Source organism: Neisseria bacilliformis (genome assembly GCF_014055025.1).
Classification (GTDB): domain Bacteria; phylum Pseudomonadota; class Gammaproteobacteria; order Burkholderiales; family Neisseriaceae; genus Neisseria; species Neisseria bacilliformis.
Window position 1 is genome coordinate 2,370,941 of sequence record NZ_CP059571.1, and the last position, 20,940, is coordinate 2,391,880.

General features: G+C 60.5%; 17 protein-coding genes and 3 tRNA genes. 17 read left to right on the plus strand and 3 right to left on the minus strand.

Annotated elements, in window-relative coordinates; all coding sequences use genetic code 11:
• The first annotated feature begins 194 nt into the window (after positions 1–194).
• The 5 genes from rfbD (at position 195) to glnD (ending at position 6,102) form a co-directional block, all read left to right on the plus strand.
• The gene (gene rfbD / locus H3L91_RS11555; protein WP_040658422.1) at positions 195–1,067 is read left to right on the plus strand and encodes a dTDP-4-dehydrorhamnose reductase; all 873 of its coding nucleotides are present in this window, start codon (positions 195–197) and stop codon (positions 1,065–1,067) included.
• A 261-nt stretch (positions 1,068–1,328) separates the two neighbouring features.
• A complete protein-coding gene (locus H3L91_RS11560; protein ID WP_040658423.1) occupies positions 1,329–2,684 on the plus strand; it encodes a deoxyguanosinetriphosphate triphosphohydrolase in 1,356 nt (451 codons plus the stop codon).
• Positions 2,685–2,908: 224 nt separating this feature from the next.
• Positions 2,909–2,985: transfer RNA gene (locus H3L91_RS11565), tRNA-Arg, on the plus strand.
• A 14-nt stretch (positions 2,986–2,999) separates the two neighbouring features.
• Positions 3,000–3,074, plus strand: a tRNA-Glu gene (locus tag H3L91_RS11570).
• 475 nt (positions 3,075–3,549) lie between these two features.
• Positions 3,550–6,102 carry a [protein-PII] uridylyltransferase gene (gene glnD, locus H3L91_RS11575; RefSeq protein ID WP_007341159.1) on the plus strand — a complete coding sequence of 851 codons (2,553 nt, stop codon included), beginning with the start codon at positions 3,550–3,552 and terminating at the stop codon, positions 6,100–6,102.
• A 537-nt stretch (positions 6,103–6,639) separates the two neighbouring features.
• Here the strand turns inward: glnD and H3L91_RS11580 are convergent.
• A complete protein-coding gene (locus H3L91_RS11580) occupies positions 6,640–8,238 on the minus strand; it encodes a YdgA family protein (RefSeq protein ID WP_007341161.1) in 1,599 nt (532 codons plus the stop codon).
• Between the two features lie 133 nt (positions 8,239–8,371).
• Here H3L91_RS11580 and H3L91_RS11585 point away from each other — a divergent pair, with 133 nt between their 5' ends.
• From H3L91_RS11585 to H3L91_RS11595, 3 genes are all read left to right on the plus strand, one after another.
• Positions 8,372–8,560, plus strand: a complete 189-nt coding sequence (locus tag H3L91_RS11585) for a DUF3460 family protein (RefSeq protein ID WP_007341162.1) — start codon at positions 8,372–8,374, stop codon at positions 8,558–8,560.
• Positions 8,561–8,570: 10 nt separating this feature from the next.
• The gene (locus tag H3L91_RS11590; protein WP_007341163.1) at positions 8,571–9,239 is read left to right on the plus strand and encodes a class I SAM-dependent methyltransferase; all 669 of its coding nucleotides are present in this window, start codon (positions 8,571–8,573) and stop codon (positions 9,237–9,239) included.
• Positions 9,240–9,323: 84 nt separating this feature from the next.
• A complete protein-coding gene (locus tag H3L91_RS11595; RefSeq protein ID WP_007341164.1) occupies positions 9,324–9,986 on the plus strand; it encodes a tol-pal system YbgF family protein in 663 nt (220 codons plus the stop codon).
• A 199-nt stretch (positions 9,987–10,185) separates the two neighbouring features.
• Here the strand turns inward: H3L91_RS11595 and H3L91_RS11600 are convergent.
• Positions 10,186–10,270 (minus strand) — tRNA-Leu (locus H3L91_RS11600).
• A gap of 256 nt (positions 10,271–10,526) precedes the next feature.
• Here H3L91_RS11600 and H3L91_RS11605 point away from each other — a divergent pair.
• The 9 genes from H3L91_RS11605 to H3L91_RS11645 all read left to right on the plus strand — a co-directional run bounded on the left by H3L91_RS11605 (position 10,527) and on the right by H3L91_RS11645 (position 20,001).
• Complete coding sequence (locus tag H3L91_RS11605; protein WP_007341166.1) at positions 10,527–11,204, plus strand: SCO family protein; 678 nt, start codon at positions 10,527–10,529, stop codon at positions 11,202–11,204.
• Positions 11,205–11,296: 92 nt separating this feature from the next.
• Complete coding sequence (gene hisG / locus H3L91_RS11610; protein WP_007341167.1) at positions 11,297–11,944, plus strand: ATP phosphoribosyltransferase; 648 nt, start codon at positions 11,297–11,299, stop codon at positions 11,942–11,944.
• Between the two features lie 63 nt (positions 11,945–12,007).
• Positions 12,008–12,856: a hypothetical protein gene (locus H3L91_RS11615; RefSeq protein ID WP_154647158.1), complete on the plus strand. Its 849-nt coding sequence runs from the start codon at positions 12,008–12,010 to the stop codon at positions 12,854–12,856.
• Between the two features lie 62 nt (positions 12,857–12,918).
• Positions 12,919–13,458, plus strand: a complete 540-nt coding sequence (gene rfbC / locus H3L91_RS11620; RefSeq protein ID WP_007341169.1) for a dTDP-4-dehydrorhamnose 3,5-epimerase — start codon at positions 12,919–12,921, stop codon at positions 13,456–13,458.
• A gap of 249 nt (positions 13,459–13,707) precedes the next feature.
• Complete coding sequence (locus tag H3L91_RS11625) at positions 13,708–15,759, plus strand: capsule polysaccharide biogenesis protein (protein ID WP_244958497.1); 2,052 nt, start codon at positions 13,708–13,710, stop codon at positions 15,757–15,759.
• Positions 15,760–16,209: 450 nt separating this feature from the next.
• Positions 16,210–17,364 carry a polysaccharide biosynthesis/export family protein gene (locus tag H3L91_RS11630; RefSeq protein ID WP_007341172.1) on the plus strand — a complete coding sequence of 385 codons (1,155 nt, stop codon included), beginning with the start codon at positions 16,210–16,212 and terminating at the stop codon, positions 17,362–17,364.
• 20 nt (positions 17,365–17,384) lie between these two features.
• Positions 17,385–18,557, plus strand: coding sequence for a capsule polysaccharide transporter (locus H3L91_RS11635; RefSeq protein ID WP_007341173.1), 1,173 nt, complete (start codon positions 17,385–17,387; stop codon positions 18,555–18,557).
• Complete coding sequence (locus H3L91_RS11640) at positions 18,557–19,354, plus strand: ABC transporter permease (RefSeq protein WP_007341174.1); 798 nt, start codon at positions 18,557–18,559, stop codon at positions 19,352–19,354. Before H3L91_RS11635 ends, H3L91_RS11640 begins: the two co-directional genes overlap by 1 nt.
• The gene (locus H3L91_RS11645; RefSeq protein WP_007341175.1) at positions 19,351–20,001 is read left to right on the plus strand and encodes an ABC transporter ATP-binding protein; all 651 of its coding nucleotides are present in this window, start codon (positions 19,351–19,353) and stop codon (positions 19,999–20,001) included. Before H3L91_RS11640 ends, H3L91_RS11645 begins: the two co-directional genes overlap by 4 nt.
• Before the next feature lie 160 nt (positions 20,002–20,161).
• Here the strand turns inward: H3L91_RS11645 and H3L91_RS11650 are convergent, their stop codons facing one another.
• Complete coding sequence (locus tag H3L91_RS11650; RefSeq protein ID WP_007341176.1) at positions 20,162–20,746, minus strand: DUF924 family protein; 585 nt, start codon at positions 20,744–20,746, stop codon at positions 20,162–20,164.
• Between the last annotated feature and the right edge of the window lie 194 nt (positions 20,747–20,940).

Sequence of the window (20,940 nt, forward strand, 5' to 3'; positions counted from 1 at the left end):
GGAGATGACCCATTCTTTCGGGTTCGCGGCAATTATAACAAACCATACTGCCGCCGACACGCAAATTTTAACCGTTCGCCGCGCGCGCATATGCCGTCGGCGTTTTCAGACGGCCTGTGCGTCTTTCCAAACAGGCCGCAGGCGGGGTAAACTCGACGCCGTTTTGTTTACGAACACGCCAAAGGAACACCGCCATGCGCATTCTGCTCACCGGCGCGAAAGGCCAGCTCGGCCGCGCCGTCCGCGACCGCCTGCCCGACGAGTGGGAACTCATCGCCACCGACTCGAAAACGCTCGACATCACCGACCGCGAAGCCGTTGCCAACATGCTGGAAAACTTCCAGCCCGACGCCGTCATCAACACCGCCGCCTTCGCCGGCTCGGCCGCCGCAGAAGACCGCGCCGCGCGCTTTTTCGCCGTCAATGCCGAAGGCACGCGCAATCTGGCGCAGGCCGCCTTCGCCGTCGGCGCGAAATTCGTTCACCTCTCCTCCGACTACGTGTTCGACGGCAAAAGCCGCCTGCCCTACGCCGAAACCGACCCGCCCAACCCGCAATGCGTTTACGGCCGCTCCAAACTCGCGGGCGAGTTGCTCGCGCTGGCTGCCGAACCGGCCACCGTCGTGGTGCGCACATCATGGATATACAGCGCGCACGGCGGCAACTTCGTAACCCGTCTGCTCGACCGCGCCGCAGCGGGCGACGCCATCCGCCTCGCCGCCGACAACGCCGGCTGCCCCACCTACGCCCCCGACCTCGCCGCCGCCCTCATCGGCCTGCTGCGCCTGCCCCGCTTCCCGCAGGGGCTGCTGCACTACTGCGGCGGACAGGCGTTCAGCGAATACACCTTCGCCCAAGCCGTGCTGCAACTGGAAGCCGAACGCAACCCCGTCTTCAAAATGCCCGAGCTGATCCCCGTGCCCTCGGCCGAGCTGCACCAACACCGCAACGCCCCGCTCTATTCCGTACTCGACTGCGCAAAAGCCCGCAGCCTCGGCTTCACCCCCGGCAGCTGGCAGAAAAACCTGGCTGAAACCCTCGCCGAGTGCGCCCGCGCCAACCCATAAGGCCGCGCGGCAACAGAGGCCGTCCCCGCCGGTACTCCTTTGGAGCATAAACGCGGGGATGACGTTTCTGAAAAGCGCGATTTGTTTTTTCAGACGGCCTCAAACACCGAAAATGCTGAGATGCCGTCTGAAAGCGCAGCTTCGGCGCAGCCAAAACCGCGTTGCCCGTCTTTCAGAAACGTCGCCCCCGCGTTTATACTCCGAAGGAGTGCCGGCGGGGACGGCCTCCCTCCCGACAAACCCCGCCCCGAAAGCCCCGCCATGACCGCCCGCATGAACTGGCCGCAGCTGCTCAGCACCCAACGCTTCCGCCCCAAAGACGGCGAAATCGTCCCCACCGTAACCCCCTCCACCCAGGAAGGCGCGGACGCCCTGCGCACCGACTTCCACATCGACTACGACCGCGTCGTCTTCTCCGGCGCGTTCCGCCGCCTCGGCCGCAAAACCCAGGTCCACCCCTTCGCCGAACACGACCTCACCCACAACCGCCTCACCCACAGCGTCGAAGTCGCCAGCGTCGGCCGCAGCATCGGCAACCGGGTCGGCATGATGATGAAGGCCGGCGGCTTCCTGCCCGAAGGCAATACCCCGGGCGACATCGGCGCGGTCGTCCAAGTCGCCTGCCTCGCCCACGACCTCGGCAACCCGCCCTTCGGCCACACCGGCGAAGACGCCCTGCGCGACTGGTTCCGCAGCCCCGAAAACGCCGTTTACCTGCAACACCTCAGCCCCGCCGAACGCGCCGACGTGCAAACCTACGAAGGCAACGCCCACAGCCTGCGCATCCTCGCCAGCCTCGAAATGTACCCCGGCAAAGGCGGCATGCGCCTCACCGCCGCCACCGTCGGTGCGCTGCTCAAATACCCCTGGACCACGCAGCACCCCAACGGCACAAAAAAATTCAACATCTACCAAACCGAGCTGCCCTACATCCGCTGCGTCGCCAACACCCTCGGCCTCGTCAGCCACGGCCAGGACCACTGGGCGCGCCACCCCCTCTCCTACCTCATGGAAGCCGCCGACGACATCTGCTACGCCCTGCTCGACCTCGAAGACGCCGTGGATTTGGAGCTGCTCACCGACACCGAAGTCGAAACCGTTCTCTCCGGCCTCACCTTCATCGAACCCACCTTCCACGCCCAATCCGGCCGCCAACGCTGCGCCATGCTGCGCGGCATCGCCATCGGCCGCGCCATCGACGACGTCGCCCAAACCTTCATCACCCACCAGAGCGATCTGCTCGACGGCAGTTTCAAAGGCCGCGACCTTCTCGCCCTGTGCAGCCCCGAAGTACAGGACACCCTCGAAAACGCCAAAGAACTCGCCCGCACCCGCATCTTCCGCCACCAAAGCAAACTGATGACCGAAATCGCCTCCTTCCCCTGCCTCGGCTCCATCCTCGGCCTGCTCGTCCCCGCCGCCTGCCAATATCTCACCGAAGGCCGCGCCGGCACCCGCCAGAGCCTTGCCCTCGAACTGCTCAAAAACGCCCACCCCGTCAGCCCCGATGACAGCCTCTACACCGCCTACATGAAAATCCTCGACTTCGTCGGCGGCATGACCGACAACGCCGCCGCCAAAATGGCGCGCGAACTCTCCGGCATCGGCATGATTTGAACGCCCCCGCAAGCGTCCCGCCGTTTTTCAGACGGCCTGCACCGCAGCGCGTCAGGCCGTCTGAAAACCCCGTACCAACAAAATCAAAACGAAATCAACACGCCGCTGCGGCCAAAGCGCAAATAAATTCCCTTGCCCGCCAAACAACTAAACCCGACCGCCGCCGGAAAAACAAAAAACGCTGGACAGCCCTCCGCCCCCTCCCTATAATGCGCGTCTTTCTCGCACCCGTAGCTCAGTTGGATAGAGTATCTGGCTACGAACCAGAGGGTCGGGCGTTCGAATCGCTCCGGGTGCGCCAAACAACTCATCGCCGCGCCCATCGTCTAGCGGTTAGGACATCGCCCTTTCACGGCGGTAACCGGGGTTCGATTCCCCGTGGGCGTGCCAGCTTTCCCAAACACCCTGCAAAAAATTGCAGGGTGTTTTTCCGTTTTACGCCCGCCGCGCAGCGAATCCGCCGCACACCCTGCGCCTGCGCCCAGCTTGGAATTGTGCTTTCAGACGGCCTCTACTGCACAGGTAGGGTGTGTTGCCCCGAGGCGACGCATGCGTTCCCTGCCGCCCAACGAAAGGCTGTCTGAAAAACCAAATCCAATACCGCGTGCGCGGCTTACGCCACACACCCTACGTCTGCGCCCTGCTTGGAACTGTGTTTTTCAAACGGTCTCCGCCGCTAAGGTAGGGTGTGTCGCCCCAAGGCGACGCACGCGTTCTCCGCCGCCCAACGAAAGGCCGTCTGAAAACAAACCGCCAAACAGGTTTTTTCAGAAACGTCATCCCAGCGTAGGCGGGGACGGCCTTTCGCCTTGCCGCCGCCCGCGCCGGACGGCACAATCGCGCTTTCCGTTTCCGCCGCGCCGCCATGACACCCGACCCTTCCGCCGCCGCCCGCCTGCACCGGCTCAAACAGCAGGCCGCCGCCGATTACGCCGCGCACCGCCGCCCCGACCGCTATTTCCGCGCCGCCGTGCGCGCCGCCGACGAAGCCGTGCGCGCCCTATGGCCGCGTTTTTTCCCCGACGAAGGCTTCTGCCTGCTGGCCACAGGCGGCTACGGGCGCGGCGAACTTTACCCGTGTTCCGACACCGACCTCGTCCTCGTCTGCGCCGCCCCGCCCGATGCCGCGCGGCAGGAGCAGGCTACCGCGCTGGTGCAGGCGATGTGGGACGCCGGCCTTGCCCCCGCGCTGAAAACCGGCACGGCCGACGAGCTGTGCGACAGCGCGGCGCAGGATTTGACCGCCGACACCGCCTTTCTCGAAACCCGCCTCCTGTGCGGCGACGCGGCTTTGGCCTCCCGGTTCGTCCGAGCCTGCAACGCGCGGCGCGACCCCGCCGCCTTCGCCGCCGGCAAACTGCTGGAAATGCAGCGGCGGCACGACAAACAGCAGGGCGCGGGCGCGCTGCTCGAACCGAACGTGAAAACCTGCCCCGGCGGCCTGCGCGACATCCACACCATGCTGTGGCTGGCACGCTCGCAGGATCTGCCCGCCGGCATCCGCGCCCTCACCGCGCAAAACATCCTCACCCGCGACGAAGCCCTGCTGCTGGCTCACAGCCACCGCACCCTCGCCGGCATCCGCATCGGCCTGCATCTGGCGGCCGGGCGCGAAGAAGACCGGCTGGTATTCGACCTGCAAAGCCGCCTCGCCGCCGACATGGGGCTGCGCGACGAAGCAGGCCGTCTGAAAAGCGAACAGCTGATGAGCCTGTTCTACCGCGCCGTCAAAGCGGTGAAACAGCTTGCCGGCATCATCCCCGGCGTGCTGCAAAGCCGCGTCGCCCCGCCGCCGCCCGCCGCGCAGCCCGTCGACTGCGACTACCTGCGGCGCGGCACCCTGCTCGCCGCCCGCGACCCGCGCCTGTTTGCCCGCCAGCCGCAGCACATCTTCAAAATGGTGGAAATCCTGCAACGCAACACCGCCCTCACCGCCCCCGAACCCGCCACCCTGCGCGCCTGGTGGGCGGCCGCGCGCGGCATCGACGCCCGTTTTTACGCCGACGAAACCAACCGCCGCCGCTTCATCGGCTTCTTCCGCCACGGCCGCGGCCTCACCCACGCCATGCGTTTCCTCAACCTCTACGGCGTACTCGGCCGCTACCTGCCCGCGTGGGAACACATCACCGGCCTCATGCAGCACGACCTCTTCCACATCTACCCCGTTGACGACCACATCCTCACCGTCCTGCGCAACATGCGGCGGCTGGCGATGGAACAGCACGTGCACGAGCTGCCCTTCGCCTCCGCCCTCATGCACGCCTTCCCCCGTCCCCACGTCCTCTACCTCGCCGCCCTCTTCCACGACATCGCCAAAGGGCGCGGCGGCGACCACGCCCGCCAGGGCATCGCCGACGCCCGCCGCTTCGCCGCCGACCACTTCATGCCCCCCGAAGACACCGCCCTGCTCTGCTGGCTGGTCGAACACCACCTGCTCATGTCCCTCACCGCGCAAAAAGAAGACATCCAAGACCCCGCCGTCATCGCCCGCTTCTGCCGCACCGTGCACACCCCCGAACGCCTGTCCGCCCTCTACCTGCTCACCGTCGCCGACATACGCGGCACCAACCCCAAACTGTGGAACTCCTGGAAAGACAGCCTGCTGCGCACTCTTTTTCAGACGGCCTCAAACCACCTCGCAGGCCGCTCCGACAACCGCGCCGCCCTCACAAGCCGCCGCCAGGCCGCCGCCGAAGCCGCCCTCGCCGCCGCCGGACACAGCGAAAAAGACCGCCGCGCCCTGTGGCAGGCACTGGGCGAAGCCTACTTCGTGCGCCACCGGAAAAGCGAAATCCTCTGGCACACCGCCTTCCTCGTCGGCAACACCGGCACAGCCCAGGCGCACATCCGCCCCCACCCCGCCGACCCCGCCGTCCTGCAAATCGCCGCCTACCTGCCCAACGCCCCCGGCATCTTCGTCGGCCTGTGCCGCATCCTCGCCCGCCACAGCCTCGACATCGCCGCCGCCCGCGCCTTCGTAACCGCCGGCGACTACGTCCTCGACACCTTCGCCGCCCGCCTCCCCGAAGGCGGCACCGAAGCCGACCGCCGCCGCATCGAGGCCGCCCTCATGCGCGAACTGCAACACTTCCTCGCCACCGGCCGGACACCCGCTCCCGCCCCCGCCCGCATCCCCAGCCGCCGCGCCCGCAGCCAGCCCATCGCCCCCGTCATCACCGTCCGCGCCGAAGAAGACCCCGGCTGGCACACCCTCACCCTCACCGCCGTCAACCGCACCGGCCTCCTGGCCGACACCGCCGAAGTATTCAACCGCCACGGCATCAGCCTGCGCTACGCCAAAATCAACACCAGCGACGAACGCGCCGAAGACAGCTTCCTGCTCTACGCCCCGCCCCTGTCCGACCCCAACCGCCAACTCGCCCTGCAACACGACCTCGAAGCCGTACTCTCCGTGTGAAACAGGCAACAGAGGCCGTCTGAAAAGCGTTTTTGGCTGCGCCGAAACCGCGCTTTCAGACGGCCTCCGCCGCTTGGGTAGTGTGTGTGGCGCAAGCCACGCACGCGGTTTCCGTTTTTTGGGCAACGCGCGGATTGCTTGCACGGCACAGACCGCGTGCGCCGCCTCGGGCGGCACACCCTACGCCGACCCTGCCCCACCGTCATTCCCGCGCAGGCGGGAATCTTAGCGGATACAGACAACCGTTTGTTTCTTCAAAATTTATCGAATGCCAAAAAAGATTCCCGCCTGCGCGGGAATGACGAAACAAGGGTTTTCAGACGGCCTCTGCCGCGTGTAGGTGTGTGGCACAGCCATGCACGCGGTTTGGGCTTTTAGGAAACCGCGCGGATTTGTTGGGCGGCAGGGAACGCGTGTGTGACTGTGCCACACACCCTACCTTGGGTTCGTTATGGGTTGGGCGGAAAAAGGCCGTCTGAAAACCGTAATTCGGGTTTTCAGACGGCCTCTGTGCCGTTTGCGGCGGTGTCGGTGATTTTAACGCACGGCCGATGCGGCCTGTTCCGTGCCGCCGTTGTCGGCGGCGGTTTCCGCATCGGCTTCTTCGTCGTCGAAATCCGTATCCGGCTCGGGTTCGAGGATTTTGCCGTTGAGGGTGAGTTTGCCGTTTTCCAGCCGCAGGCGGGTGGAGATGTCGTCGTCGTCGAGTTTCAGGTAGCCATCGGCGGCCATGGAGTTGACGGTGCTGCGCACCATGGCGCGCAGGGTTTCGTGGATGTCTTCGATGCCGGCGGTGCCTTCGGCTTCGTCTTCGGGGTTGACGGTGAACAGGCTGCGGGCGCGACTGACGGCGATGCTTTCGAGCAGGGGCTCGGGCAGGCTGAATTTGAAGTCGGCCTGCGTTTTTTTGAGGATGGAGCCGATGTCGTCCAAATCGCTGCGGGTGAGGCCGTTGAAGGTGATTTGCCCGTCGGCGTGGACTTTGCCCTGCGGCAGGGCGAAGTCGAAGGCGCGCAGTTTGATTTGGGGGTTGCCGGTGAAGAGGCCGGAGGCTTCGTTGCGGGCGGTGTCGAGCAGGGCGGCGCGGATTTCGTCTTCGCTCATGTTTTTCGCGGCCAGGGCGGCGAGTTTGTTTTTAAACGCCAGCAGCGATTCGGTGTGGAGGTGTTCGGCGGCGACGCTGATGTCGAGCGGGCCGTAGGTGTCGTCGCCGTAGGCCAGTTTGTCGAAACGGAAGCGGCCTTCGCTGTTGGCCCAGCCGTTTTCTTCGTTCATCTGTGTGTCGAAGCTGAGTTTTTCCACCGTGATTTTGGAGGGGGGGATGGTGCCGGTGGGATTGATGAACGCGCCGATTTGCAGGTCGGTTACGAGGTTGACCAGTTCGTTGAGGCGGAGGTTGTAGTCAATGCCCTGCTGCCATTGCAGGGAGAGGCGGCCGAGGGTGAGGCTGCTGCTGCCGAGGGCGAGTTTGCCCTGCCCTTCGCGGGTGTCGCTGCCGATGCGCAGGTCTTCCATGACGATGTCGCCTTTGTCGGCGAGCTTGATGTGCAGGAGCGGGGCGGTGTAGCCGCTTTTGAAGGTTTTCCAGCCGGCGGTGTAGTCGGTTTGGCCGGAGAGCCCTTTCCAGTTGAGGGCGATGCCGGAGAGTTCGTCGTAGTCGAAGGCGGGGATGTCGAGATTCAGGCGGCCGGAGCCGTCGAAGTTGATGGTGTTGCCGAGGGTGAGGGGGACGCGCTCGCCGAAGAAGCGTTTGAGCACTTTTTCCGATTCGGGCGCGTAGTGGAACTCGCTTTGCGCGTGCGCGGCGGCGAAGCCGTCGGCAAAGGGGCCGTGCTTGATGCGGCTGACCACGGTAACCGGCTCGGAAAGCACGGTTTTCAGATTGTCGGGCAGGTAGTTTTGCGCGTTGTTCAGCAGGGTGGGTTTGAGCCGCACCACCAGCGTTTCGGTTGAAGAAAACCAGCCGCGCTCGTAGCGGCGCGATTCGATGGTGATGACGCTGCTGTCTTGCAGCAGGCGGTATTGGTCATCCAACACTTTCTGCGCCTGCCCGCCGAAATAATAAGGCAGGCCGCCGAACAGGGCGGCGGCGGACACGGCGGCGGCAGACAATCCCGCAATCAGTTTTTTCTTCATATAGGGCGCACACAAAATCAAAACACGCAAAGGCGGCAAGCATAGCACCATTTGCCTGCTTTGTCTTTTCAGACAGCCTCACACGGGCGCGTATTCCGCTATAATGCCGCCTTCGCCAACAGGAGCAGCAAACATGTACGACTACCAGTCCGACGCCACCAAATTCCTCAACGACTACATCGAAAAACACCCCGAAGAAGCCGAACGCCGCCTGCAAAACCGCCACCTCTTGTGGGACGTGGAACTCAAACCCGAAGAGCAGGCCGACTTCGCCGCCGCCAAAGTCGCCAAAAAGCCCTACACCTATTACTCCTACGACTAAGCCCTCCGGCATGAGCACCCGTCCCGCCGCCGCCACGCCCGAGCTGGCCGCCTACCTGCGCGGCACCGGCGCGGCCGAACACCCTGTCCTCGCCCGCATCCGCCAAGCCAACGCCGCGCACCGCATGGGCAAAATGGCCGCTGCCCCCGAACAGGCCGCCCTCATCGCCTGGCTCGCCCGCCTCATCCGCGCCGAAAACTGCCTCGAAATCGGCGTATTCACCGGATACAGCAGCACCGCCCTCGCCCTCGCCCTGCCCGATTCGGGGCGCATCACCGCCTGCGACATCAACGCCACCTACACCGCTCAGGCGCGGCAGGCATGGCTCGACGCGGGTGTAGCGCACAAAATCACCCTGCACCTGCAACCGGCGCTGATTACCCTGGACGAACTCATCGCCCGAGGCCGCAGCGGCCGTTACGACCTCGCCTTCATCGACGCCGACAAACCGCCCACCCCACAATACTACGAACGCTGCCTGCAACTCGTGCGTCCCGGCGGCATCATCGCCATCGACAACGTCCTCCTGCACGGCCGCGTCCTGCGCGAACCCGAAGCAGACGACCCGCCCGCCGTCGCCGTCATGCGCGCCTTCAACGCCGCCCTCACCCGCGACAGCCGCGTCCTCCCGCTCACCCTGCCCCTGGGCGACGGCCTCACCCTGCTTATCAGACAATAAAGGCCGTCTGAAAGCGCAGTTTCAACAAAGCCAAACCCATTTTCAGACGGCCTCCGCCGCAACCCCAACCCGACAAACACAACCATGAAACACCCCGCCCGCGCCGCCGCCCTGCTCCTCCTCACCGCCTGCACCGCCGCACCACAGCCCACCCCCGCGCCCGCCGCAGCCCCCGCGCCGACCCCGTCCGCCGCCGACGACATCCCCTACCCTGCCCCCGACCTGCAAAGCCAGATCAACGAAATGGGCGTGGAAAACGCCCGCCTGCGCCGGCAAATCGAAGAATTGCAGGAGCGCGTCAAACGCCTCGAACAAAATCCGCCCGCCCCGCGCACAACCCGCCCCGTGCACACCCCGCCCGCTCCCGCTGCAAGCACCCCCGCCGCAAGCCCGCTGGAAACCGCCCGCCGCCTCTACGCCCAGGGCAGCTACACCGCCGCCGCCCGCAGCCTCCAATACGCCGAGAGCGGCGGCAGCGGCAGCGACGCCGACCGCCGCGCCATGCACCTGCTGCTGCAAAGCCACCGCAAACTGGGCAACTGCGAATCCGTCATCCAAATCGGCAGCCGCTACGTCTCCCGCTTCGCCCGCAGCCCCGAAGCCGCCGACACCCTGTTCACCGTCGGCCAGTGCCAGTGGGACATGCAGCAGCGCGACGTCGCCCGCGACACCTGGCGCAAACTGATGCGCCTCTACCCCGCCAGCCCTGCCGCCCAAAAAGCCGCGCGGCACGCCGACAAATACTGAACGCGCGGCCGCAACGTTTTTCAGACGGCCTCAATACGGCGCGCAACCGTTTGAGGCCGTCTGAAAACGCAGTTTCAACGAAACCGAACACATCCATGCCACACACACGCAAAACGCCGCCGCCTCCGAACGGAGACGGCGGCGTTCCGGCAAACGGCCGCGCATAAAAAAACAGCCCGGGAAGGCTGTTTTTTGCATTTGGTGCCCGGGGTCGGACTCGAACCGACACACCTTTCGGCGGGAGATTTTGAGTCTCCTGTGTCTACCAATTTCACCACCCGGGCAGGTAGGAAAGCGCGCATTATAACGGCAAAACGCCTGTTGTAAAGCCTTATCGGGCGATTTGCGCCGCGCAAAGGCCAAGCGGATGAATCATAAAAAGAAAAGATTTACAGCCCGCCCGCAGACCGGATGCCGGCACGCCCGCGCCCGGACCCATGTCAACTTTCCCGCGTTTTCCCAAGCCGTTGCATTCCACCGGCGGCCGAAACGCGGTAAGATTGCGCCCGAATTTTGTCCGCAACCGTAGAGGGGTTCACCATGAAATACCGTTATCTCGCCCTGTTTGCCGCCGCCGCATTGTGCGCCTGCTCGCAACAGAACACCGCATCCGATGCCGCCGCGCCCGCCGCTTCCTCCGCCGCAGCGTCCCCCGCCTCCGCGCCCGCTGCCAACGCGCCCGCCGCGCAGCCGAAAAACGGCGGCTTTTTCGGCACCAACGTCAGCAAAGACGACATCGGCGGCGACTTCACGCTCACCGACGGCAGCGGCAAGCCGTTCGCCCTCAGCAGCCTCAAAGGCAAAGTCGTGCTGCTCACCTTCGGCTACACCAACTGCCCCGACGTCTGCCCCACCAGCCTGCTGACATACAGCGAAGTGGTCGGCAAACTCGGCGAGCAGGCCAAAGACGTGGCCGTGGTGTTCGTCAGCGTCGATCCCGATCGCGACACGCCCGAAGTGGTGAGCAAATTCGCCAAAACCTTCAATCCCGACTTCATCGGCCTCACCGCCACCGGCGAGCAGAGCATCCCCGTGGTGAAACAGCAATACCGCGTGGTTTCGGCCAAATCGCAGGAACAGTCGGCCGACATCTACCTCATCGACCACACCGCCGGCACCTACGTCCTCGACAAAAACGGCAACACCGTGCTGATGGAAAACTACGGCCGCACCTCCGACGAAATCGCCGCCGACGTCAAACGCCTGCTCGCATCCTAACCCCCGCCGCAGAGGCCGTCTGAAAAACGGATTCCCGCTTTCGGAAACGTCATCCCCGCATAGGCGGGGACGGCCTCTTTCAGGAAAACCGCATGTCAGAAAACCACCTCACCATCGCGCTCTCCAAAGGGCGCATTTTCGACGAAACCCTGCCGCTCTTGGCCGCAGCGGGCATCGTGCCCGCCGAAGACCCCGAGCAGTCGCGCAAGCTCATCATCGGCACCAACCGCAACGACATCCGCCTCGTCATCGTCCGCGCCTCCGACGTGCCGACCTACGTGCGCTACGGCGCGGCCGATTTCGGCATCGCGGGGCGCGACGTGCTGGTGGAAGACGGCGGCGAAGGGCTGTATCAGCCGTTGGACTTGCAGATTGCCAAATGCCGCATGATGGTGGCCGTGCCGCAGGGTTTCGACTACACCGCCGCCTCCCAGCCCGGCTGCCGCCTGCGCATCGCCACCAAATACCCCAACATCGCCGCCGAACACTTCGCCGGCAAAGGCGTGCATGTGGACATCATCAAACTCTACGGCTCGATGGAACTCGCCCCGCTGGTCGGCCTCTCCGACGCGATTGTCGATCTGGTGTCCACCGGCGGCACGCTCAAAGCCAACCGCCTCGAAGCCGTCGAACACATCTGCGACATTTCCAGCCGCCTCGTCGTGAACAAAGCCGCCCTGAAAGTGAAACACGCCCTGTTGCAGCCCATTATCGAAGCCTTCGCCGCCGCATCCGCCTAGCCGATCGCGCGGGGGATGCGGATTTCGCTGTTTTTTGCTGTTTTTACCCAGGAGAAACAAAACATGGCACACCTGCTGATCGATACCGTCAAAACCAGCGTGGCAGGCAAATTCCTGCCCGCCTCCCGCCACACCGTGCGCCTGTTCGCCGGCAAACGCACGGCCAAACCGCTGCGCCGCCTGCTGCGCGTCGTGCAGAATTCAGACGGCCTGCCGCCGCCGATCGCCCTAACCGAACTGCCGCGCAAAAAAGACGTGCCCGCCGCCATCCTCGACCAAGCCCGCGCCATCCTCGCCGCCGACCCGCAGGCGAACATTGCCGTCGTCAGCCCGCGCGGCAAACTGCGGCGCAAACTCGACAAACTGCAAACGCGTTACCCCGACGCGCAGATTTTTTCCGCCGGCAAACTGGGCAAAAAAACCCGCGCCTTCCTCGCGCAGGAAACGGCGTTCGTCATCACCGCGCCGGAAACGGACAAAACGGCGCACAGGCCGTCTGAAAACCCGCCCGCAGGCACGGAACAGCCCGAAAGGCCGTCTGAAAACCCGACCGCCGCCCCGTCTCCCGCAGCTGCCGAAGCCGAACTGATAAACCGCGCCGCAGAAAACGTACAGGCCGCCGCAGCCGCCGTCCTGCCGCCCGCCGCTGCCGAAGCCGAACTGATAAACCGCGCCGCAGAAAACGTACAGGCCGCCGCAGCCGCCGTCCTGCCGCCCGCCGCGTCCGACCTCACCGGGCTGGAACAAGCCCTGCGCCTGCTGCACAAAAACCGTCCGAAAAAGAAAGCCGCCCTGCTGGCCATGCTGGCGCGGCAGCACGGCGGCGGCGCGGAGGAGTTGTTCGCCGCCCTGATAAAAAACGGCAATATCGCCGTTGACGCGGCGGAAACCGTGCGCTACATCCACCCGTAAACCGCAGAGGCCGTCTGAAAAGCAAGTTTCAGACGGCCTCATCCGCAAAACAAACGCCGCCTATGAACATCACCGACACCGCCATCCCCGAAGTCAAAATCTTGGAGCCGCAAGTCTTCGGCGACGAGCGCGGCTTCTTTATGGAAACCTTCCGCGACGACTGGTTCAAAGCCCATGTGTGCGAACGCACCTTCGTGCAGGAAAACCATTCCCAATCAGGCGGCGGCGTGTTGCGCGGCCTGCACTACCAAACCGAAAACACCCAAGGCAAACTCGTGCGCGTGGTGGCGGGCGCGGTGTTCGATGTCGCCGTTGATCTGCGCCGCAACTCGCCGACCTTCGGACAATGGGCGGGCGCAATCCTCTCCGCCGAAAACAAACGCCAGCTCTGGGTGCCCGAAGGCTTCGCCCACGGCTTTTACGTCTTAGGCGGCGGTGCCGAGTTCGTTTACAAATGCACCGACTATTACAACCCCCGAGCCGAACACACGCTGCTGTGGAACGACCCCGCAATCGGCATCGCATGGCCGCTGCACGGCGAACCGAAGCTGTCGGCCAAAGATGCGGCGGGTAAAACACTGGCCGAAGCGGCAAGGTTTTAAAAACACGTTCAGGCCGTCTGAAAGCGCAGCTTCGGCGCAGCCAAAACCCGTTTGCAAGGTTTTATAGTGAGACAAATAACAAGTATCCGATTTATGTAGGGTGGGTCTTGACCCACCGATAACATGCGCAGTCTGTATGCTGTATTTCTTATTTTGTGCCACTATAACTTCCCTGCCGCCGCACTTTCAGACGGCCTCAAAGCCCGCAGAGGCCGTCTGAAAACATCAAATCAAACCCGAACCCAAACCGTGAAAACCGCCTACATCCCCTCCGCCGGCATCCGCAACATCCCCGGCCTTGCCGACTTCCTCCCCGAGTTCCGCATCCGGAAAAAGCCCGCCGGCGCAGACATCGTCATCGGCTGGGGGCTGCGCCCGAGCACCCGCAAAGCGCGCGAATTTGCCGCCGCACAGGGGCTGCCGTTTGCCGCGCTGGAAGACGGCTTTTTGCGCTCGCTCGGCTTGGGCGTGGACGGCTGGCCGCCGTTTTCAATGGTTTTCGACGACATCGGCATCTATTACGACACCACCCGCCCGTCGCGCTTGGAACAATTAATCCTCGCCGCCGACACCCTGTCGCCCGAAACGCTGGACGAAGCCCACCGCGCCATCGCCCTGATTCTGGAACACCGCCTGTCCAAATACAACCACGCCCCCAGCCTTTCAGACGGCCTGCTGCAAGAAATGCGGCAGCGGCAAACCGTGCTGTTAATCGACCAGACTGCCGGCGACATGGCACTGCAATACGGCGGCGCGGACGCGGCCACTTTCGAGCGCATGTTTCAGACGGCCTTGGCGGAAAACCCGCAGGCGCAAATCTGGGTCAAAACCCATCCCGACGTGTTGAGCGGCAAAAAACAAGGCTGCCTGACCGACTTGGCGCGGCAAAACCGCGTGCGCCTGCTGGCCGAAGACATCAACCCGATTTCACTGTTGCAAGCCGCAGACAAAGTTTATTGCGTTACCTCGCAGATGGGTTTTGAAGCCCTGCTGTGCGGCAAATCGCCGGTTACCTTCGGCCTGCCGTGGTATGTGGGCTGGGGCGTGAGCGACGACCGCCACCCCGCCGCCGCCGAACTGGCGCGGCAGCAACGGCGCTCTCCCCGGACTTTGGATCAACTGTTTGCCGCCGCCTATCTGCAATACAGCCGCTACATCAACCCCAACACCGGCAAGGCGGGCACGCTCGCCGACGTGATCGATTATTTGGCCGTCGCGCGGCGGCTCAACGAAAAACTGCGCGGCACCTTATACTGCGTGGGCATGTCGCTGTGGAAACGCGCCGTCGTCAAACCGTTTTTCAACGTGCCCTCATGCCGTCTGAAATTCGTCAAATCGGCGGACAAACTCGCCGCCGAGGCTCTGCCGCCCGACACGCGCCTGCTGGCATGGGGCAGCGGCAAAGACGAAATCACCCGTTTCGCCGAACAACACAACATCCCCCTGCTGCGCATGGAAGACGGCTTCATCCGCTCGGTCGGCCTCGGCTCCAACCTCGTGCCGCCGCTCTCGCTCGTCATCGACGACATGGGCATCTACTTCAACCCCGAAACGCCCTCCCGCCTCGAACACATCCTGCAACACCAAACTTTCAACCAACAGGATTTTCAGACGGCTTCCCTGCTGCAACAGGTGCTCACAGCAAACAAAATCAGCAAATACAACGTCGGCAGCGCAAATTTCAGCGTGCCGAAAACCGACAAAACCGTCATCCTCGTTCCCGGCCAGGTCGAAGACGACGCCTCTATCCGCCACGGCTCGCCGCAAATCCGCCGCAACCTCGACCTGCTCAAAACCGTGCGCGAACGCAACCCCGACGCCTACATCATCTACAAACCACATCCCGACGTCGTCAGCGGCAACCGCATCGGCCGCATCGCCCCCGAAGACGCCGCCCGTTACGCCGACCAAACCGCACCCGAAGCCGACATCCTCACCTGCCTGCAACACGCCGACGAAGTGCACACCATGACCTCGCTCACCGGCTTTGAAGCCCTGCTGCGCGGCAAAAAAGTCTGCTGCTACGGCCTGCCGTTTTACGCCGGTTGGGGGCTGACCCAAGACACCCTGCCCATCCCCCGCCGCAACCGCCGGCTCGAATTGTGGCAGCTTGCCGCCGGCACGCTGGTTTACTACCCAAGCTACGTCCACCCCGAAACCCGCCGCCTCATCAACGTCGCCACCGCTGTGAAAATTTTAAAGCAACATAAAAATTTACAGAAAAAAAACAACAATCTGCGCAGAAGCTGGCTGAACAAAAAACTGGAAAAAGCAAAGCAGTTTTACCGTTCGCTTCGCTAGGGTGTGTTAACAATCAGCTTGTGATTTCGGAAATCATTAGGTCAAACAGCAGTCAAACCCAACTGCCTAACCATTCTGCCAAACCCAGAACAAACCGAGATGCAATAAGCCACCGATTCGGGAATAAGAAAATACTGGTATAATTCAAAAAATTTTTTTCCAAAACACCTTGCGGCATCTATGCTTCTTCGCAAACATCAAAAATAAAAAGGAAATTTTTAGAAACGGCAATCAAAGATACAATGTCTCAAAATACAATCATAAAATCATATTGATCACATCATTTCTAAAATACTTCCATTTAAGACACACTCTATTTCATAACCATAAAACATATCCCTAGTTGTTTTCCATATCAAGATATGTTTATAAATTTAAGTATTAGCAGCTTAATACTGGAATAAAGTTAAAAAATAAATTATAGATATTGGATTTAAACCGAGTTTTCCTATGAAAAAAATAAATTTATTATGGATATTGGTGCTGTCTGCCTGCTCCTTTATTCCCGCCTCCGGCCCGCAAACCGGAAAAATTACCCGATTAGGCAAGCAAGCTGCCACGGCTCAAATTCCCGCTGTCGAGTTAATCGATGTGGACAATTCCATCACCCAAGCCCTCTACCAAGCCCAAAACAACCAATCCTTCGCCCAACTTGGCGACGGTTCTGCTTCGGGCGGCCTTATCCATACGGGGGATATGCTGGACATTACCATTTGGGAAGCCCCGCCTGCCGTGCTGTTCGGCGGCTCGCTCTCTTCCGCCGGTACCGGCAGCGCGCAGCAGACCAAGCTGCCCGATCAGATGGTCAGCGCGAAAGGTACGGTTTCCGTTCCTTTCATCGGGGATATTGCGGTGGTTGGAAAAACGCCCGTTCAGGTTCAGGATCTGATTAAAGGCCGTCTGAAAAAAATGGCCAACCAGCCGCAGGCCATTGTCCGGATTATGCAAAACAACGCAGCAACAGTATCCGTTATCCGCGCAGGCAACAGCGTGCGCATGCCGTTGACCACGGCGGGCGAACGCGTGCTTGACGCAGTGGCGGCAGTAGGCGGCTCGACCGCCAACGTGCAGGACACCAATGTCCAACTGACGCGCGGCAATCAGGTGAAAACGGTCGCCTTGGAAGATTTGGTTGCCAACCCGCGCCAAAACATTATGCTGCGGCGCGGCGATATTGTTACCATGATTACCAACCCGAGTAGTTTCACATCAATGGGCGCGGTCGGCAGAACCCAGCAAATCGGTTTTTCCGTCAAAGGCTTATCGCTGGCCGAAGCAGTAGGACGCATGGGCGGGCTGCAAGACAGGCGCGCCGACGCACGCGGCGTTTTTGTTTTCCGCTACGCGCCCTTGTCGGAGCTGCCGTCTGAAAAACAAGGCAAATGGGCCGCGCAAGGCTATGGCGCAACAGCCGAAATCCCCGTGGTTTACCGCTTGAACCTGACCGACGCCAATTCGATGTTCTGGATGCAGCGGTTTCCGATAAAAGACAAAGACGTGGTGTACGTATCGAACGCACCCTTGTCTGAAGTGCAAAAATTCTTGTCGTTTGTGTTTTCTCCCGTGGTCAGCGGCGTAAACAGCATCAACAACCTGACCAACTAACCATCCGCAAAGGCTACACGATGTCCGAACAACCAGCCGCACCGGCCAATACCGCACCGCCCGAGACCCGGGCGGCAGCCGCGAAGAAAAAGAAAAAAAAGTTTTTCCGCAAATTCAACCCGCTGTTATGGCTTACCGTCATCATCCCCACGCTCTGTTCGACTGTATATTTCGGTCTGATCGCTTCCGACCAGTTTACCTCCCAATCGAGCTTTGTCGTCCGTTCGCCGAAAAACCAGGCATCCCTCAACGGCTTGGGCGCGATTTTGCAGGGAACGGGCTTTTCCCGCTCGCAAGACGATATTTACACCGTACAGGAATATATGCGTTCCCGCTCTTCGCTGGATGCGTTAAGCAAAAAAATGCCCGTGCGCAGCTTTTATGAAAATAAAGGCGATATTTTCAGCCGTTTCAACGGGTTCGGTTTGCAAGGCGAGCAGGAAGCGTTTTACCAATATTACCGTGAAAAGGTAAACATTAATTTCGATGCCGTTTCCGGCATTTCCAATCTGAACGTCAGCTCGTTTGATGCGGCGGAATCGCAAAGAATCAACGCAGCCCTTTTGAAACAGGGCGAAATTCTGATTAACCAGCTGAACGAGCGCGCCAGACAGGACACCATACGCTACGCGGAAAGCGTGGTTGCGGCGGCGGAAGACAAGGTTAAGGAAGCCTCCGTCCAACTAACCAAATTTCGCGTGAAAAACGGCGTTTTCGATTTGAAGGCGCAGTCGGAAGTGCAGCTCGGGCTGGTATCCAAATTGCAAGACGAATTAATCGTCATCCAAACCCAATTGGATCAGGTAAAAGCCGTTACCCCGGAAAATCCCCAAATTCCCGGCCTCTTGGCTCGGGAAAAAAGCCTGAGAAAAGAGATTACGCAGCAAATCCGCGCCATTTCAGGCGGAAGCGACCGTTCTTTATCCAACCAAGCCGCCGAATACCAGCGTGTCTATTTGGAAAACGAGTTGGCCGAAAAACAACTGGCCGCCGCCATCACCTCGCTGGAAGGCGCGAAAGCCGAAGCCGACCGCCAGCAGCTTTATCTGGAAATCGTCTCACAGCCGAGCCGGCCGGATATGGCGCAAAAGCCGACACGGATTTACAACATTGTCGCCACCTTTATTATCGGGCTGATTGTTTACGGCATCGCCAGCCTCCTGACTGCCAGCATTCGCGAGCATAAAAACTGATGAAAGAACTGCATAAAACTTCGTTCCGCGAATCCTTGGCGATTCAAAAACGGGTTATCGGTGCGTTGCTGATGCGTGAAATCATCACACGCTACGGCCGTACCAATATCGGCTTTTTATGGCTGTTTGTCGAACCTCTGCTGATGACGCTTGTCATCGTGCTGATGTGGAAATTTTTTAAAGCCAACGAAGTTTCATCACTCAATATCGTTGCCTTCATCATGACCGGATACCCGATGATGATGATGTGGCGCAACGCCTCCAACCGCGCCATTGGTTCGATTAACGCCAATGCCAGCCTGCTTTACCACCGCAATGTGCGCGTATTGGATACCATTTTTGCCCGCATGCTGCTGGAAATTTCGGGAGCAACCATTGCGCAAATCGCCATTACGGCCATCTTTATCGTCATCGGCTGGATCAATCCGCCCGCCGATATTTTCTATATGTTGCTCGCATGGCTGCTGATGGCAATGTTCGCTGTCGGCTTAGGTTTGGTTATCTGCTCGATTTCATTCCATCTCGAACCCTTTGCCAAAATATGGAACACGCTCAGCTTCGTCATGATGCCCCTCTCCGGCGTGTTTTTCTTCGTTCACAATCTGCCCCAGCAGATACAGCATTATGTGCTGATGATTCCCATGGTTCACGGCACGGAAATGTTCCGCGCGGGTTATTTCGGCAGCAGCCAAATCACCCACCATAATCCCTGGTTCATCCTGATGTGCAATTTGGTTTTGCTGTTAATCGGTTTGGCTATGGTGGACAGTTTCAGCAAAGGAGTCGAGCCGCAATGATTTCCGTCGAACATGTATACAAACAATACCAAACCCGCCAAGGGAAACGCACCGTTTTAAACGACATCAACTTCAAATTGAAAAAAGGGGAAAAAATCGGCATCCTCGGGCGCAACGGCGCAGGTAAATCCACGCTGATCCGCCTGATTAGTGGCGTAGAGCCGCCGACGCAGGGAGAAATCAAGCGCACAATGAGCATTTCCTGGCCGCTGGCCTTTTCCGGCGCATTCCAAGGCAGCCTGACCGGCATGGACAACCTGCGCTTCATCTGCCGCATTTATGATGTGGATATAGATTATGTAAAGGATTTCACAGAAGAATTTTCCGAACTCGGCCGTTATCTTTACGAGCCGGTCAAACGCTACTCTTCGGGTATGAAAGCGCGCTTGGCCTTCGCCCTGTCCCTTGCAGTGGAGTTCGACTGTTATCTGATTGACGAAGTGATTGCCGTGGGCGACTCCCGCTTCACCAACAAATGCAAGTACGAACTTTTTGAAAAACGCAAAGACCGTTCGATTATTCTGGTTTCCCACAGCGACAGCGCGGTAAAACAGTATTGCGACAATGCGCTGGTTTTGGAAAGCGGCCGCATGTACTGCTTTGACAATATGGTAGAAGCCTACAAATATTACAATTCGATGAACTGAAACCCATCCCATCACCAAAGAGGCCGTCTGAAAACCGTAAAAGTGGTTTTCAGACGGCCTCTTTTTGTCCGTTTTATCCGTGCCTGCTGCCAAACGGCATTCGGTTTCCGCCGCGCAAGAAAATTGCCGAGAAAACCCGGCATATTCCGATAAAAACCGATCAATCGTCTTCGTCATCGTCATCGTCAGGCTCAAAGCCGCTGGGGAAGACTTTCAAAAACGCCGTTTCTTCCGGCGTATTCTGCCGCTTCAATATCGCATTGCGGTGCGGATAACGGCCGAAACGGTCGATAACCGATTTGTGTTTTGCCTCCAAGCGCACCGCTTTGGACGTGCCGAAACGCTGGAACAAACCCATCGCCGTGGTATGGATGTTGCGGTTTTCGCTGTGCATAAAAGGCATCAGGATAAACTGCCGCTGCCGCGCTTCCATAAACGGAAAGGACTGGTGGCGCACCGCTTCCTGCGCCAGCAGCAAGGCCATGCGGTCTTGCGTGTAGGCATGGGGTTTGCCGCGAAAGATGGCGCGGGAAAACTGATCCAGAATGATGATTTCCGCCAGGCGGCCTTGGATGGTGTCGCGCCAGTCGGAAAGCTCGCAGTTGACGGCGTTGCGGAAAACGCGTTCATATGTGGTGCGGATTTTCAAGTCCAAATACTGGCTTTCGGTAAACCAATGCCGCCGGGTGTCTTTATCAAACCAAAAGTCCAAAATTTCCTGCGGGGTAACATACAGCAGCTGCATTTGCACTCCTTCAAGGCAAAGAGGTCAAGTCGTGTAACAATAAGGCGATGATTATATTACAGGCGGTTTTTTACTTATACCGACTGGTTTTATCGGTTATTTTTGCAAACAGACGGTCGTTTTTTTTGATTAACGCATTTACGCACCCTAGTGCCGCCGCTTGTCTGCTTTAAAGGCCGTCTGAAAAACGTTTT

What these genes read in the sequence shown, in the direction of transcription:
- H3L91_RS11605 (WP_007341166.1), top strand. Translation starts at nt 10,527, where the DNA reads ATGAAATACCGTTATCTCGCCCTGTTTGCCGCCGCCGCATTGTGCGCC.
- H3L91_RS11595 (WP_007341164.1), top strand. Translation starts at nt 9,324, where the DNA reads ATGAAACACCCCGCCCGCGCCGCCGCCCTGCTCCTCCTCACCGCCTGC.
- H3L91_RS11590 (WP_007341163.1), top strand. Translation starts at nt 8,571, where the DNA reads ATGAGCACCCGTCCCGCCGCCGCCACGCCCGAGCTGGCCGCCTACCTG.
- H3L91_RS11580 (WP_007341161.1), bottom strand. Translation starts at nt 8,238, where the DNA reads ATGAAGAAAAAACTGATTGCGGGATTGTCTGCCGCCGCCGTGTCCGCC.
- H3L91_RS11630 (WP_007341172.1), top strand. Translation starts at nt 16,210, where the DNA reads ATGAAAAAAATAAATTTATTATGGATATTGGTGCTGTCTGCCTGCTCC.
- H3L91_RS11635 (WP_007341173.1), top strand. Translation starts at nt 17,385, where the DNA reads ATGTCCGAACAACCAGCCGCACCGGCCAATACCGCACCGCCCGAGACC.
- hisG (WP_007341167.1), top strand. Translation starts at nt 11,297, where the DNA reads ATGTCAGAAAACCACCTCACCATCGCGCTCTCCAAAGGGCGCATTTTC.
- H3L91_RS11585 (WP_007341162.1), top strand. Translation starts at nt 8,372, where the DNA reads ATGTACGACTACCAGTCCGACGCCACCAAATTCCTCAACGACTACATC.
- H3L91_RS11650 (WP_007341176.1), bottom strand. Translation starts at nt 20,746, where the DNA reads ATGCAGCTGCTGTATGTTACCCCGCAGGAAATTTTGGACTTTTGGTTT.
- rfbC (WP_007341169.1), top strand. Translation starts at nt 12,919, where the DNA reads ATGAACATCACCGACACCGCCATCCCCGAAGTCAAAATCTTGGAGCCG.
- H3L91_RS11560 (WP_040658423.1), top strand. Translation starts at nt 1,329, where the DNA reads ATGACCGCCCGCATGAACTGGCCGCAGCTGCTCAGCACCCAACGCTTC.
- H3L91_RS11645 (WP_007341175.1), top strand. Translation starts at nt 19,351, where the DNA reads ATGATTTCCGTCGAACATGTATACAAACAATACCAAACCCGCCAAGGG.
- H3L91_RS11615 (WP_154647158.1), top strand. Translation starts at nt 12,008, where the DNA reads ATGGCACACCTGCTGATCGATACCGTCAAAACCAGCGTGGCAGGCAAA.
- glnD (WP_007341159.1), top strand. Translation starts at nt 3,550, where the DNA reads ATGACACCCGACCCTTCCGCCGCCGCCCGCCTGCACCGGCTCAAACAG.
- rfbD (WP_040658422.1), top strand. Translation starts at nt 195, where the DNA reads ATGCGCATTCTGCTCACCGGCGCGAAAGGCCAGCTCGGCCGCGCCGTC.
- H3L91_RS11640 (WP_007341174.1), top strand. Translation starts at nt 18,557, where the DNA reads ATGAAAGAACTGCATAAAACTTCGTTCCGCGAATCCTTGGCGATTCAA.